This is a genomic window from Pelotalea chapellei, assembly GCF_018531195.1.
In the GTDB taxonomy this organism is placed as follows: domain Bacteria; phylum Desulfobacterota; class Desulfuromonadia; order Geobacterales; family Pseudopelobacteraceae; genus Pelotalea; species Pelotalea chapellei.
Genome location: NZ_JAHDYS010000003.1, coordinates 78,158 through 93,777 on the forward strand (window position 1 = coordinate 78,158; position 15,620 = coordinate 93,777).

Sequence of the window (15,620 nt, forward strand, 5' to 3'; positions counted from 1 at the left end):
TTTCTAGCAAAATGGTATTCACCTGTCATTAATCGGAAGGTCTTTGACTGTTAACTGTCCAACCAATCAGTGCAATTGCTTTTCGTTGCTATAGAAGGTAATAAAATAACAAACTTTTCAGTACAGTCGCCTGATGTTTAAAATGTTTAAACTAATTACATATCACCTTTGAATCACTTCTTTCCCATCATGATTATTTTTGCCAGTTCTTTTCTTGCCTGTTCCCACGCTTCCGGATTTATTGGCCAACTTATATCGGCATGAACATATGATGGGTCTTTGGGGTCAGTAACACCAACCTCCCACATAGTTTTTGGTATCATTCTTTGTACAATGGCCTTGACAGCGCTAGGGTCAACTTTCTCAGCCATCGTCAGATAATCAACATCTTGGAGGCCTCTGCGCCACTGTTTCAATCGCAGACTGACAATAGGACCTGACAACCCATAACTATCGCTGACAAAATGAGAATCGGTGCCTGGATAAAAAAGAACTCCATCTCCATTGTTATACCCAGATCCGGTCTCACCGTATTTCGGGTGGAGCTTTTCATCTTTGCGCCCAAACGTCTGCGCCTGAGCAAATACATTTGTCTCAAATGATGAGGTTGATGAATTCTTATACTGCGTTGATTCCCAGTAAAACCATCTTTGAGCTTTATGTTTAAATTGGGACCACGCATTGACCCGTAGAGCGACACCTTCATCTTCAATAGCAAATGAACCATTCATGGGACGCGTGCCATTGTATCCCCAGTAGGTTTTCCCAGCTTTTCCAAAGGTGTCAATAAAAGGCCGCCACTTGGCCTCGTCACCCCAACCCACAAATCCGATATCAGTAGAAGGCATGCTGGCAGCGATTTTCATGACATTCGAAGTAACCAACGTTTTCAAATTTTTCCCTGGTCCAGGGTTATTTTTAATCCACGATGCCCATCCCTCAACCTTGTGAAAATCCTTTGCCTGAGGTTCGTCCAGCAGGTACAGAAAATGCTCAGTATTGGGGAAATGCACTTCAAACCACTCCGCCCATTTATCCGTATTAGTCCTCATGTCGGCTTCACTGTCTGGTGACCAGCGCTTGCTGCGCCATGCCCCGTAAGTACCAATGGAGTATATATCACTTGGTTCACCGACACCTGGGCCGTCATACCCGAATTTTTTGGTGAACAGGTCTCCAGAAAAAACCGGAATCCATCGTTGCATCTTCCAGTGTTTTTTGTTTAAAGGATCAAGACCATCATTCACAAGTGATACCTTGTGACGATGCGCTGCAAGGTGATGCATGTTCCAGACTTTTTGCATTACTGCTCGCTTTTCAGGTGTTGCACCACCGGAATCATCCCAGCGCACTCCGGTATACCGGTAATTTATATTCGGTTCGCTGATATACATCATGGTTTTGGCCGATGGTTTATCCGGAAGAGCAAATGGCAGGACCTCAAGTTCGACAGGTACACCAATGGTATTTTTATCGGACTCGGATATCTGAATGGTACCCTTGTAGATTCCCGGGGTTGCCCTTTTGGGTATATAGATATCAATCCAAATGCTCTGGTTGTTTCCTTTCTTGATGGAAAAGCTGTTCACCGCCTCTATCGGCACGGCAATATCGGGGTAAAACTTGTTGGCATCCGGTCTATCGGCAAAAGCACCTTTGGATGTGCCTTTTGGCAAGTTGTAGGGCAACTGGAATCGCTTGGGAACATGTCGTTCATCATAGGTAGGATCATAACTCAGACGAGAAAGCCCCTTGATTTGCAGGTAGCGAACATAAAACAACTCGATATTTCTGCCCACATAATTAAACACTTCATCTTTAGCAACTTTTCTGGAGGTGATTCTGGAATTGTCAGAGCCTCTCAGCACATCAAACGACACATTGATTTCCCTGGCATCCGTCAAGGCCGATTCCAGTACAAGGTTTAAAGACACAACCTCATTCTGTGCTCCGAACTGTTTGGCAGATTTACCATTCCAGTTCAGGTTCTCAACTTTTATGCCGCGAGAAACCCGCAACTCATCCCGAGTCACCTTATCTCCTCCGTCATTTGCCCAAACAGCAGTGAGATGTGAGCCCGGAAGAGGCTGAATGTTAGCTGGAAGAACAACCTCCTGATGAGCAGCTCGATGTTGATTCAGGCTGGAAAAACCAACATATAAAACAAGGCAGAGCAACAGACCGCTGCCCCAAACCATGATCTTATGTTCACTGGAATACCGACCAATTAGCATTTTACCCCAAGACAAGAATTAATGAGGGTTATGAATTGCTGCCCTACTATAGCAGGTTGATACCTGTCTCTAGCTAACAAGCACTGTTGCTGTAACTGTTGATAGTGAGGTTTATCCCTAAGCAGACGAATAACTGCTTGAGCGAAAGAGGCACTGGTTAGGTTTTTGATAAGAATACCGTTTTTACCTTGGTCAAGAATTTCCGGCATACCGCATAAATCCGAAGCCACCACCGGCAGACCGCAGGCAATGGCTTCTTTAAGAACATTCGGGAAAGCATCATAACGGGCCGGATGAACAAGCAGCTCTGAAGTCAGGTAATAACGTTGAAGTTCCTGAGCGGACAATGAACCTACATAATGAATCGCCGGATCACTGAGCACTACTCCCGGCGGAAGTTTCCCCCCGGCAATTATTAGTTCAATATTGGGGACGTTCTCTTTAATCAGTGGGAATGCTTCAAGGAGTAGATCTCCACCTTTGAGTTTGAAATCAGTACTAACAAACAGCAGTTGCCTTTTCCTGGGTAACAAAGCTTCTTCGGAATTGGGAAATGGTAGTTTGCAGGCCGTAGGTATGACGCTAACGTTGGCAGGTCTGACACCATAGTCGTTTACCATCGATCCTTTGGTCACGTTGCTATAGGTTACTACCTGGGTAACAGCATTGTAAAAATCTCGTTCAAGACGATACCAATCATTCTTGATGGTTTCAAAATTATCAGGAAGCCAGTCAGTGCAATGTGCTTCAACCATTGCCATGGTCTGGTCATGATAGGAAAGATAGGGAACACCCTTTACATCTAAAGGTCCGAACATTGCCCCTATCTGCAATATAACATCTGGATTACGCGGTAGATCATCAAGTGCTTTTTGAAAAAGCCTTGTACGTTTTATGAATGCTCTCGGCGTTCTGCCATACTTTTCCTGGGCGGTATAAAACCTAGTGCCCCAGCGATATCTGGTGTAGGAGACGGTACTTGCCAAAAGGAGTACATCATGCAGCGACCAGCGAGGCAACCTTACAATCTGCACATCGAACTGGGATGACAGTTGATTGTACAGCCAGTGTTTGCTTGGGCCCTGGGTTTGTTGATTGGAGGCCCACATATCGAGTACGGCAATTGATGCTTTTTTTAGTGACATTGTTTTTCTGCCATTCCTGAATCTGAAAATACACTTTCAACCATCTCCGCAAACTTTGCCTGATAATGCGCCTCGGAAAAGCAGGTCTCTACTCGCTTCCGACCTGCCTCACCCATGGATCGTCTCATTTCGTAATCGGAAAGAAGCAACCGCATCTTTCGCTCAAGATCGGGTATATTTTCGCTCTCGAAAAGAAGTCCGGTGACGCCGTCATCCACAACTTCAGGAATACCACCCACCCTGGCTGCCACAGCTGCTTTACCCGATGCCATTGCTTCAAGCAAAACCCGTCCCATCGCTTCACTACGCGATGGAAGCACAAAAAATTTACATTCTTTGAAATAGCGATGGATTTCATCGTAAAAAACTGGCTTCAAAAATTCTATCCGATCGCATAAAGAGGCTTGTTGACGGTATTTTTCTAAATCGATCCGGTTGTGTCCCATGATCAGCAAGCGACAACCAGGGAAGTCTTGGCTTAAGTTCAGAAAGGCGGTAATCAAAAGATCGACACCCTTGATGTGAAATGGGTGCCCAGCGAAAAAAATATAATCCTTATCTTCCGAGGAGGGTAAAAATAGGGAGATCGGAACATAATCATGGAAACAAAAAACAGGTACATAATGAATTAACGGCTGCACTTCATCCACAAGCGTAGTATTAATACACTTGATACCATCAGCATTTCGCAGCACCCACTTGATGGTCAGCTGGTAAAGAAATTTACGCAATCTGTCGACGATCCCACTCTGTTTCAGGAAACCTGCCTCTAAAAGATGTCCGTTTATTTCAACTAGTAGTTTAGCTTTAGTTATTTTTTTGATCAGTACGCCTATGATTCCTAATGTAAGAGGATCGTGGCTAATGATGAGATCAAACTGTCTATCACGGTAAAGAGCAATCCCGCTACGCACAACTTCAACTATATTTTTAAGCTTCTGCAACACACTATATTTCATGGGCAGAGCTAACGCATGAAGAACGAATCCACCCAAAGTGAGACCATCAAATTCACTAGATGTTCGGCAGAGGATATACCCTGAATATTTATCCGATATAAACTGGTACTTGCCACTGAAATTGGGAAGATCAGGACGGTAGCATGGGGGTACCAACATCAGTAGTTTTCTTCTTTGGGGTGACATTCAAACAGCCTGCCTTGTCTTACCAAACTGAGTAATGAAAATATCTCTCAAATCATTTACGATACGTCTATTCATAAGCAATACTGCAATAGAATATGAGAGTAAGCACACAAATATTTTGAAGAGCAATGAATACAAAGATACAGTTTGGAACAGAGAGGCGGTTAGCAAAACAGGGATTGTCATCACAATAGCGGAGATAAGTGGAACACTAAAAAGAGCAAAAAATTTCTTCCAAGAAATACCTATATAGAGAAGAAAGCCTCTCAGGTAGCCCATCACAATCAAGGGATAAGCTATACCCCATGCAGCCAGTACACCTGTGAGGCCGGCATGTTTTCCTCCCGTGAAAAGAGCAACAGACATGACAACAGCAACAAGTGAAGTAAAAACCAGTTGAGCCCGTGATTTTCCGCGTGAGCGGTACATCATGCTGATACGGTTCTCCAGGTACTTAAAAACAGCAATAAGAGCAAACAGCTGAAGCGGCAGGATCATCAACTCCCATTTGGAACCGAGCACAACATGAACCAGATCCTGTGCTGTAAGGATAATCATTAAGAAAATTGGCGTAAGTATGAATAACTCCTTTTCCATAATGCTCATAAAATAGCTTTTCGTCTTCTGAGGATCATCCTGAATTCTGCTGAATACAGGGAAAAAAACCTGGTTAAAGATGGATAGCAGTTTCTCGAACGGTTTATCTGCGAGAGTCTGCGCAAATGAATAAGATCCCAACGTCATTTTCCCAAGCATCTTACCGACTATGAACTGATCAATATTGCGATTAGTGCAATACAGAATATTAGTTCCAGTAATTCCTGCACCAAAAACCAACATTTCTTTGAGCCTGTCAAAATTCACAACTTTCCCGGGTAATCTTCTTTCATATGCAAACGACCATATAAAAACGATGACATTCTGCAGCAGATACTGTGCGGCAAGGGTCCAGACTCCGAATCCTGCCATTGCCAAACCCAATGCCCCTAATGAAGTTATAATTCTTGAGCCGCCATCCATCTTGGCCAATTCAGTGAATTTCATCTCTCGAATCATAAGATTGCGTTGAACCGATTTTGCAGCGTTAACAAGAAAGTTCGGACTCAAAAACTGGATGATCCCGATTAGACGATCCTCCTTAAAATAAGCTGCAACGGCAGGGGCCAACAGAATGGTCAGCAAGGTCATTGCTGCACCAAGAAGAATTGAGATAGTGTAAAGTCCGCGTATATCCTGTGGATCAAGATCTTTTTTTTGGATGATAGCTGTACCAATACCAAACTCATTTACATATTCAGCGAAACCGATATAAATTCCGGCCAGCGCGATCAAACCGTAATCGGACGGGTTCAGAATCCTGGCTACCACAATGGTTGAGAGCCAGGTTGCCGCCTGGCTCAGCAGACTGGCACCGCCCAGCCAGAATATACCCTTTATAATGCGGTCTTTCATGCGGAGAGCCGCAAAAGACAACGCAAGGGAGATTTCATTGAAGCGGAAAGAATCTTGTTATAGGCATTTACCATCGACTCCTGCGAATGATGCTGTAGTACCCTATTACGGGCCGACTGACCCAAAGTTTTTCTTGTAACGGGATTTTCAAGCGAACCAAAAGCGCCTGCAATGGCTTCCGGAGACTGCTCTTGGACCAGTATCCCTGTATCGTCATTTACCACAGCAGCAAGGGAACCGACATCGGTGGACACAACCGGCAACTCTGCGGACATTGCCTCAAGCACTGCCAAGGGAAGTCCTTCATTGACAGAGGTCAGAGCAAAGATGTCAAACATACAGAGATACTCATCAACATTGCCTTGTGCACCGGCAAAAACAACCTGATCTGAAATACCTGCATTTTGCGCGAAGTGTTTAAGCTCACCTGACAAACTGCCATCCCCCACGATAACAAGGCGGGCTTTCCCATTGCTCCTAAAGTACTGTGCAAATGCCGTCAGCAGCAGGTTGAGCTGTTTTACCGGCTCAAGGCGACAGCAGGTGCCGATTACCAAACAATCCTGGTCATATCCATGTTGACTTCGCATCGACAGCCGTATTTCATTTCGTTTCTGGAAGCATTCTGTGTCTACTCCGTTTGGAATCGCTATGCATGGAACATCGCTGCCAAGACCCTGCCTGAATTCTGCGACCAGTTCTTCCGACACAACCACAAAGCTGGAGACGAAAAGCAAAAGTCGCCGCAAAATCGGCAGATAACGTAAACCATCACTATAAAAATGATAATCATGTTCCACATGAATCAACGGTGTTCCAGTTAAAAGGGCAGCAGGAACGGCATGAAAAAGCTGACGAAAATGATGAGTGATCAGAGCAGAAACTTTATGCTGTCTCAGGCTCGGAATAATTTTGAGCATGGTTGAAAAACTTGCACCAGCGGAGCAATCAAAAGAAGCAGCACCTATGTGCGATTCAACAAGCCTCTGGCGAAGATGCCCCTCACTCGACATAGTCCAGAAGGAACATTTCCATTTTTTTTTGGAAAGGCCCTTAGCCAAGCTTTCAGCCAGTACTTCGGATCCGCCGATTTTGAAGGAATGTACGAATTGAACTACATGCCTCATGGCTGGACTATCCCTCCCGGCTCAAAAGAAGCTGATAATGGCTCAGATGTTCGCTGACCCAGCGTTCTTCTGTGAATTCAGTCAGTATCCTTTCCCTGGCAGCAATACCCATCTTTATTCGCGCATCCTCAGCTCCAATAAGCATATGTAGGGCAGCCACACATGCCTGGACATCACCTTTGGGGAACAATATCCCTGTAGTATTATTAACCACGACATCGGGCACCCCGCCGACACTGGATGCGATCACCGGCAGACCATGAGACATTGCCTCCAGGGCGGCCATTGGGGTACCCTCCCAATCGGACGTCAGCACAAACAAATCGAGCATGCTGTAAAACTCATCCATGCCGGTCAAAAACCCAACAAACCGGAATGAATCATTCAAACCAAGCCGTGCGGCACGAGCAAGCAGTTCATCTTTCAGTTCTCCGTCACCCGCAAGCAAAAAAATAGCATTGTTGCTGTTTGACTCAGATGCATACCTGCTGATTGAATCCAAAAAAAGGGGTATATTTTTCTGAGCGGTCAACCGGCTGGCATTGCCAATCCAACAGGTCTTGTGTTTGGGAATATTATTACGATGACTGAAAGCAGCCCGTAAGTCATTCCGATTGGCAAGTTGCTTTTTGATAAAGGGCAAATTGTTCCGAATGATGCTTACTTTCCTGTTCAGGAAAGGAACTTTGTTGATAGTTGACACTATTTCCCGGGAACAACCTATAATTCCGTCAGATCCAATCATACCGACCATACTAAGAAGATGATGCACCAGATATTTACAATCAAATGGTATTTTCAACCCATGAAGGGTACAGGTTACCAGGAGCCCTGGGCAATGAAGATATTTCAGAATCAGCGCATATGACAGCGATTTGTGGCAATGTGCGTGAATGATATTGATATCATCCTCTTGAATATAGGCGGCCAGTTCTTTACACGTGGAATTTGAAAAAAAAGCATCGGTCTGCAGTATCCTTGTCGGCATGGCATAGCTGGAAAGATGCTGCATGAGATCTTTCTGTTTGTCCTGATCTGTCCGGCTTTCAAGCACGAGATACAGTTTTGCGGCAATTGAAGAATTTAGTGCTCTGACCAGTGAAAAAGCAACTTTTTCCCTTCCTCCAAATGCGCCGGAAAATGTGAGGTGTGCTACCCGCATCATGCTGAACCAGTCGCAACAACTTGAGCGTTATTTATTCTTGATTTGGCAAGACTTAGTCCGAGGAAAAAGTAAAAAAGATAAGCAAAGGCCCAAGAAAGGAACATTCCGCCCACAACATAGGCGTACATGGCGACTTCGATGCCAAAGGAGTATTTATCGGGGTTCTTTCGGGCGAGAACTATCATCTTCCATATAACCCAGAGATGTGCCAGTAGGCCGATCACTCCCAACTCCACACCGATCTGGATGAACGAATTATGGGCTGCACTCCATTTCCCGCCTTCGTGGGTCTGTCCTTCGGCGGTAATAAAGGCCCCCACACCTGAACCGAACAATGGATGCTGTACGATCATCTTGCTGGTCCGTTGCCATATCTGAACACGCCCTTCCTGTGCCGTCTGATTATAATCGGTATCCAGATCTGACACAGTCATGAGGCGTTCGAGCTGATCTCCGGCTGCATAATAGAAGATGCCGCCAACAGTTACAGCGACAATTGCTCCTTGAAAAAAACGTCGCCATCCTTTTTTGATCAAAACAGCCAGCACAACTGCGACCAGCGCCAAAAGTCCACCTCGCGACCCGGTTTTGGGTATCACATACAGGGAAAGCAGCATAGTGGCCAGCAAGAAATGCTTCAGGATTCCGGACTCCTCCTCCCACAGGTAGAACATTACCGGTAGGCACATGACCAAGAGCAGTGCGAAATCGTTGGCGTCATAGGTGCCACTTGCAGATATCCGGCCAGCTTCAACAATACGCGGATTAACGACTGCAGCAACTGACAAGGCCAGCGCACTCAAGGACAACCCCAGGCAGATCTTGCGAAGATGTGCTTCTTTGTAAAGGACCATTACCATCAGATATACAAACAAGAGCAGCTTTGAGTAAAAAGAGAAAAAAAAATCAAATGATTTTCCCTGCCAAACACTTCCAGGTATGGACAGAACCGACAGCACGGCAATAATCGCAATATATTTGGCTTGAGGATAAATAAATAAAGGTTGTTTAGGTTGTTCTTCCTTGTTTGCGAAAATATAAAGTACCAGTACTAGAATTACAGCGACTTTACCAATTGACAGCATAGCAAGACCAGGAATCAGCTCCTGAATCCTCCCGACGTAAATCAACACGAGGACAACTATCAAATTAACCAGAGAATTTAGAGACACAGTTTCAAACCTTCACTTTTGTTGAATCCCAGGTTGATTCACATCCACCAGTTAACCATCGCCACAGCCCCATCACCGCCGCAACATTCATCATCATAAAGAAATAGATCAGGTTCACCAACCGCAGCCTGCGGCTTACCGGCAAGAGATAGCCACAAAGGCAGAGCAGATAGAACAGAGCTTGGGCGGCATTTGCACACAAATAGATCCCCTCCCCTACGGCCAACCCAGAAAATAGCAGTATCACCAAGGCAAACGGCACCAAGAGACGAAAAAGCTTATGGGAAACGAAGCGTAACCAGTAGGGATTCACCCACGGCAGCAGCAGGCCCGGTACGAATCCGATCATCTGCCAGTTTCCGGCCAAGGTACGCACCTTGCGCCTCCATTCCTGGGAAACATCTTTGGAGACCACATCATAAGCCACCGCACGGTGATCAAAAACGGTGCGAAAACCCTGTAGGACGATGTTCATCGGTGTCAGCACGTCATCCAGCAGGGTCCAGGGCGACAAAGGGCTGTACAGTTCCCGTCGAATAGCGTAAATGGCGCCTGTCGCACCGATCACCGATCCGGTGGCGCTTTCCGTTTTTCGGATCCATTTTTCGTATTTCCAGTAGGCTCCCATCTCAACCTGAATAGAGCTGGCATCATCCTGTAAGAAAACCAACTCTCCACTCACACAGCCAACTAAAGGATCTGCAAAATTTGATGTCAGCTGACGAATGACATCAGGATCAAATGTCTGGCGACAGTCTGTAAAAACAATAATCTCACCTGTGGCAATGGCCACCCCTGAATTCAATGCAATTGCCTTCCCATACCTAAGTGATAGATCTAATACTTTAACCTGGTGAGAATGCAAAGTCCGCACGGCTTCCACCGTCCCATCTGTCGAACCATCAGATGCAACAATGATTTCCAGCTTGTCGGCTGGATAATCCTGCTCCAGGACATTCCTTATGCGTTTAGCAATGTTCTGTTCCTCATTGCATGCAGCAATAATGACTGACACTGTAAGATCTTTAGCTTCTTTCAAATTGGGACGGGATCTGATTGCTTTCAGAAAGAACAGCCAGAACGGATATCCGATGTAGGTGTAGAGAATGATTGCAAGGCTTAGCCAGAAAATGAATTTCATTTTGTTTTTTGGTCCCTTATTAAACCGTCTGCTAAAACGTCTTCTTCAAATCAATAACAGCCCGATTAACCTGACGGTCGCCCTCAGCTCCCCCCAGGTAGGTCACGTAGGTGTAATTCAGGCCGAGGGAGATATCGTAATTGAAGAGATAACTCAGGCCGGCGGTGCCGGTGACGCGATAATCAGGTTCCGTTGCCAGCTCTCCACCATAATGATCGCAGACTCCCCCAACAACCAGGTTGAGGCCCTGAAGGAGTTCATACTGACCGGTACCCCCGAAGGTCAGCACACGATCACCTGTGCTGCGCACGGTTTGGGTCTGGGTATTTTCAAATTCGGTATAGCTGGCGGAGACTCCAAGCGCGCCACGCTTGAAAGCCTTATCCAACTTTGCGCTGTAAACTGTGGATTTGGTGGAAAGGCCCTGGGGATCTTCCGTCAGTTGCACTCCGGTACTGAGTGTGGCAATTGCAATGCCGAGATCATGGGTCAGGCCGGCATTCCAGGTCAGATAACTTACGTTGCGGCCGGTGTCGAAACTCTGCCAGGTGTTTCCGGCCTGGGCGAAAAGGGACGATTTCTCGGCATAGGCGTAACGAAAACCTGCAACGGCCTCGTGCTTGCGATAGACGGTATCATCTGCCTTGACAGAGTCAAAAACGTAATTGGCTGTTAGAATCAGTTTCTCGGAGAGTTCATGACTTAGATCGAAAAATCCGGCGTGATCACGCTTTTCGATTCCTTCCCCCCAGTAGCGCACATCTATGTAGCGATAACCGGTCTTGACCGTGGTCTTCTGGCCTGGTCGAAACAGCAGATAAGGTGAAACCGTGGCGATGTTCTGATCGGTCTGATTAAGAAACAGGCTGTTCTGGTACGTGGCATCCCGGGTAATGTCGGTGGATACCCGGCGATAGGTATCACTCACATCAACATGCAGCAGGTTCTCTACCAATTTGATCGTGCCATGCAGACCGGCATCGTGAGTCAACTCCTCTGAATGGCTGTTCCGCTCATAACGCCGGTAATCGAAACTGTAGGCCATGTCCCAGTTCCAGAACGGAGCCTGGTATTTTGAGGTGAGACCTGGCCGAATATGGGTGATGTACTCACTACGCTTGTTGGTGACCGATTCAAAGATATTGTCGTTAAACTCTGCGCCCAGCGAGAGGAAGGGCTTGAATTCCAGCTCTGCGGCACTGACCGGAATTGCGGCACACCAGAGAAAGGCGGCGGCGCCAAGCAGGCTGATTGTCTTTTGCATGTGTGCCTCCTTTATCGGCGGTGAAACGGACTTAAATACTTTCTCGCATCTCCGCTTGAACGCTTCCCTGGGACGTAGCGACTCCATCCCGCATCAATGCCACATCCTTCTCAATGGTTTCGATACGGCGGGAGATGTTCAGCAGGAGCGAACGGGTCTCCTGGGAAAGAGTCAGCACCTCGTGGGCTGGAGAATGAAATCCACCTACCGGATGTTCCTTGGCCTCCTCGGCTGTGGACCAGTAATGGTTCTCGAAATCCAGATCCCCGATGACCTCACGCACCATCTCTTCAGGGATTTCCCGCATCTCCTCGGCAAATGCAGAAAGCATGAGGAAATCGCAGAGGATATTGATCAGTCGGGGAATGCCTCGGCTGTACTGGTAGATGATATCCAGGGTTTCCGGCGGAAACTTGACCGCAGCACCGTTGCCGGCAACTTCCAGGCGATGGCTGATGTACTGTTCCGTCTCCAGGCGATTAAGGGGTGAGATCGTACAATTGATGCTGATCCGCTGGCGCAGCTGCAGCAGCCCCGGTGCTGCCAGGATAGTGCGCAGTTCCGGCTGTCCCACCAGGATAATCTGCAACAGCTTGCTGTCCGCCATCTCCAGGTTGGAGAGCATGCGGATCTCTTCCAACTGTTCAGGGGCAAGGTTCTGGGCTTCGTCAATGATCAGGATCGGCTGGTTGCCGGCGGCATATTGTTCCACCAGAAAGGTGTTCAGTTCGCGAATCAGGGTGACCTTGTCCTTGCCTTCCACGACCAGCCCGAAATCCTCGTTAATCATGGTCAGCAGCTGTTCGGTAGTAGCACGGGTATTGAAAACCTTGGCAAGTACGACATGGTCATAATGCTTGCCGAGCAAGTCGCGGATCAGGGTGGTCTTGCCGGAACCGACATCCCCGGTTAAAAGAATGAACCCTGCCCGCTCGCGAATGCCATAATCCAGGAAGGTAAGCGCCTTTTTGTGGGATTTGCTGAAGAAAATAAAGCGGGGATCAGGAAGAAGTTCGAAGGGTTTTACCCGCAGATTAAAATATGATTCGTACATGCTGCTGACTCCCATAATATAAAAACCACTGCTTACGCAAATAAGCTCCAAAACCGACGCACACAAAGGCACAAAGACACAGAGGTTCAATCACAGCAATGATTACGTACTTTTTTAAAATTCAGCATCTCCGTGCCTTTGTGCCTTTGTGTGAAAATGCTGTTTTTATCAGGGCGGCTGTCGCGGTTATGCTCCTGTACCCGCATAGCTGTGATAGTTGTAGGCGGAGTGATAGCGCTCCAGGTTGTGGGCAATATTGGCGTCATTGTAGACCACTCCCAGGATGTTGGTTCCCTTCAGGGTCTCAATCGCATCCCGTACATTAGTCTGGGTGGCCAGCTCTTCCTTGATGACAAATATGATCCCATCCACCAGATGAGCCAGGGAGCGTGTTTCGGCAAAAGGAAGCAGAGGTGGTGCATCAAAGATTATGTAGCGATCGTTGTAGCGGTGTTTGATCTCTTCCAGCATGCTCTTCATGCGGTGGGACGAGAACAGCTCACCCGGATTGCTTATTTCACGACCCGCAGTAACCACGGAAAGCCGCCCGATGCCGGTAGGGATAATGGCATCTCCAAGGTCTGCTTCACCCAACAGACATTCCGAAAGCCCGACCTTTCGCTCAATGTTCAGGTAGCGGTGTACGGATGGCCTGCGCAGGTCGGCATCTACCAGCAGCACAGTGTGATCGAACTCCTGGGCAAGGCTTATCCCAAGGTTCAAGGCAGTTATGCTCTTGCCTTCACCCGGAATGGCGCTGGTAATCATTATGGTATTTTTGAATGGTTCGCCATAGGTCATTTTGACCAGCACAGCCTTCAGCTTGCGGTACTCTTCTGCAGTAGGCGAATATGGATCATTCAGGGTCACCAGCAGCGGGTTATCGGAAAAAACCGTCTGCTTCACCTGCGGCATGGCAATGGGCGCGTGATGTATGGTGTGAGATGTGTCGAATTGGGCTGGGCGGATAGTATCCGGGGTCGTAACCTCACCCTTGCGTACCTGTGCTGCCCGTTCCATTGCTTTTTCAATTCTGCTCATAGTTCCTCTCTTCTGACTTCTACTTACTAGTGCGCTGTAACATCTAACCCCTCCCTAACCCTCCCACTCCAGGGGAGGGAACACGCTCCTCCCCCAAGCGGGGGGAGGTTGGGAGGGAGAAGCTCTGGTGCGAAAACAAGAGTTACATGGCACTAGAACAAACGCTCAAAAATTGAACCGGCTACTTCAAAACCATCCCCAGCAGCTTATCCACATAAGTCAGCCCCATCAGCTCCATGAGCGGAAAACAGAGCAGAAACAGCATGTACATCCCGGCCGCTGAAAAGAGGCGCACGGTGCGGCGGCGCTGCAGATCCACCTGCTGCTGGTCGTGGATGCGAGGGACAACTGCCAGAAGCGGCAGGTTGAGTCCTTTGACAAAATCAACATCCTTTACCGTGCCGTTCATCTGTTCCAGCAGCATCAGGGCGCCGAAACCGGCGCCAATGCCGCCGATGATGCCCATCAACATGATATTAAGGCGGTTGGGGCTGGCTGGTTTAACCGGCTGCACAGCAGGATCAACGATGCGAAAAGTGGTGGATTTATCCTGAACTTCCATCTGCTTGGAAACTTCGGACTGCCCGTGTCTGGCAAAGAGCTGGTCGTAGATATTTTTCTGATTGGCCTTCTCCAGCTCCAGCTTTTCGAGACCAGCCTTGGCTGATGGAAGATTTTTCAATAACGATTCGTTAGTGGCTATGTAACGCCGCAGACTTTGCTCACTGACCTTGATGGCTGCGATTTCCGATTCGATTTTACCCATTTCCTGCGGATCAGTACCAAGGTTGTCGCCGTTTCTGCTCTTCATCTGTTCTTTGGCAGTTTCAATATCATTTTTAATCTTTATGACCTCTGGGTAGCTGTCAGTATATTCAACGCGCAGCTCATCCAGACGTTTCTGCAGTCCAGAAACCTTGGCCAGCAGAGGATCACTGGTCTTGCGGACATTGCGGCGCCGCGCCTCCAATTGGTTGCGCTGCAGTTCCAGGTCGTACAATTTTTGGCGGGATGTGTTGATATCCTCGAACAGAGATGCCTCGTTAACAGCAATCACCCCACCCTTGTCGCGCCTGTAATCATTGACCTGCTGTTCCGCCTTTTCCAGTTTGGTCTTGAAATTATCGATCTGCTCTGAAAGAAATTTTGTGGCGTCATAGGATTCGCCCCGTTTGGAGGAGGTATTTTCCTCAATGTAGAGCCGCACCAGAGTGTTGACATAATCTCTGGCAATTTTAGGATTTTTATCAACATAGGAGATAGTGAAGAGATTCTTGTCCTTGACCTTGACTGTTGTGTTCTGTTGCAGCTTCTGGATAATTTCTTCCGTTGAGGTGCCCTTGGTGAGGTTCATGTCCAGATTTTCAGCGACTCTGGTGAGCAAGGTGCGGCTGGTAATGGCATAGGTAAGTACCTTGATCGTATCTTCCATGGAGGGGGTTACGGTAATCCCCTTGACCAATTCGCTGATCACATTCTTTTCAATGAAGACCGTGCTGCTTGCCTCATATTTCTTGGGAAGCAGATAACTGACAATAATCACACTGGTCATGACCAGTAAAGAAATGGCAACAAAGATTTCCTTGCGCCTGACGATCAGCTGCAAATATTTTTTGTACTCGAATTGTGCTGCTGGCTGTTGCATTAATTTCCCCTTGAATCTAAAAATCAGAGACTGAA

General features: G+C 47.3%; 12 protein-coding genes. All 12 read right to left on the bottom strand.

The window, feature by feature from the left end; translation table 11 throughout:
- Positions 1-173 precede the first annotated feature (173 nt).
- On the bottom strand, positions 174-2,234 hold the full coding sequence (locus KJB30_RS03750) for a glycoside hydrolase domain-containing protein (protein WP_214296604.1): 2,061 nt from the start codon (positions 2,232-2,234) through the stop codon (positions 174-176).
- A complete protein-coding gene (locus tag KJB30_RS03755) occupies positions 2,228-3,379 on the bottom strand; it encodes a glycosyltransferase family 4 protein (RefSeq protein WP_214296605.1) in 1,152 nt (383 codons plus the stop codon). Before KJB30_RS03755 ends, KJB30_RS03750 begins: the two co-directional genes overlap by 7 nt.
- A complete protein-coding gene (locus KJB30_RS03760) occupies positions 3,370-4,524 on the bottom strand; it encodes a glycosyltransferase family 4 protein (protein WP_214296606.1) in 1,155 nt (384 codons plus the stop codon). Before KJB30_RS03760 ends, KJB30_RS03755 begins: the two co-directional genes overlap by 10 nt.
- Positions 4,525-5,976 (bottom strand): lipopolysaccharide biosynthesis protein, encoded by a 1,452-nt coding sequence (locus KJB30_RS03765; protein ID WP_214296607.1) that lies wholly within the window; start codon positions 5,974-5,976, stop codon positions 4,525-4,527.
- Positions 5,973-7,103 carry a glycosyltransferase gene (locus KJB30_RS03770; protein WP_214296608.1) on the bottom strand — a complete coding sequence of 377 codons (1,131 nt, stop codon included), beginning with the start codon at positions 7,101-7,103 and terminating at the stop codon, positions 5,973-5,975. The genes KJB30_RS03765 and KJB30_RS03770 overlap by 4 nt, the downstream gene beginning before the upstream one ends.
- Positions 7,104-7,110: 7 nt before the next feature.
- Positions 7,111-8,268 (bottom strand): glycosyltransferase family 4 protein, encoded by a 1,158-nt coding sequence (locus tag KJB30_RS03775; protein ID WP_214296609.1) that lies wholly within the window; start codon positions 8,266-8,268, stop codon positions 7,111-7,113.
- The gene (locus KJB30_RS18365) at positions 8,265-9,440 is read right to left on the bottom strand and encodes an O-antigen ligase family protein (protein ID WP_214296610.1); all 1,176 of its coding nucleotides are present in this window, start codon (positions 9,438-9,440) and stop codon (positions 8,265-8,267) included. Before KJB30_RS18365 ends, KJB30_RS03775 begins: the two co-directional genes overlap by 4 nt.
- Positions 9,441-9,444: 4 nt before the next feature.
- Positions 9,445-10,581 carry a glycosyltransferase family 2 protein gene (locus KJB30_RS03785; RefSeq protein WP_214296611.1) on the bottom strand — a complete coding sequence of 379 codons (1,137 nt, stop codon included), beginning with the start codon at positions 10,579-10,581 and terminating at the stop codon, positions 9,445-9,447.
- 31 nt (positions 10,582-10,612) lie between these two features.
- Complete coding sequence (locus tag KJB30_RS03790) at positions 10,613-11,845, bottom strand: TIGR03016 family PEP-CTERM system-associated outer membrane protein (RefSeq protein ID WP_214296612.1); 1,233 nt, start codon at positions 11,843-11,845, stop codon at positions 10,613-10,615.
- Between the two features lie 31 nt (positions 11,846-11,876).
- Positions 11,877-12,899: an XrtA/PEP-CTERM system-associated ATPase gene (locus tag KJB30_RS03795; protein WP_214296613.1), complete on the bottom strand. Its 1,023-nt coding sequence runs from the start codon at positions 12,897-12,899 to the stop codon at positions 11,877-11,879.
- Positions 12,900-13,085: 186 nt separating this feature from the next.
- Positions 13,086-13,940, bottom strand: coding sequence for an XrtA-associated tyrosine autokinase (locus KJB30_RS03800; protein WP_214296614.1), 855 nt, complete (start codon positions 13,938-13,940; stop codon positions 13,086-13,088).
- A gap of 181 nt (positions 13,941-14,121) precedes the next feature.
- A complete protein-coding gene (locus tag KJB30_RS03805) occupies positions 14,122-15,585 on the bottom strand; it encodes an XrtA system polysaccharide chain length determinant (RefSeq protein ID WP_214296615.1) in 1,464 nt (487 codons plus the stop codon).
- Positions 15,586-15,620: the final 35 nt, after the last annotated feature.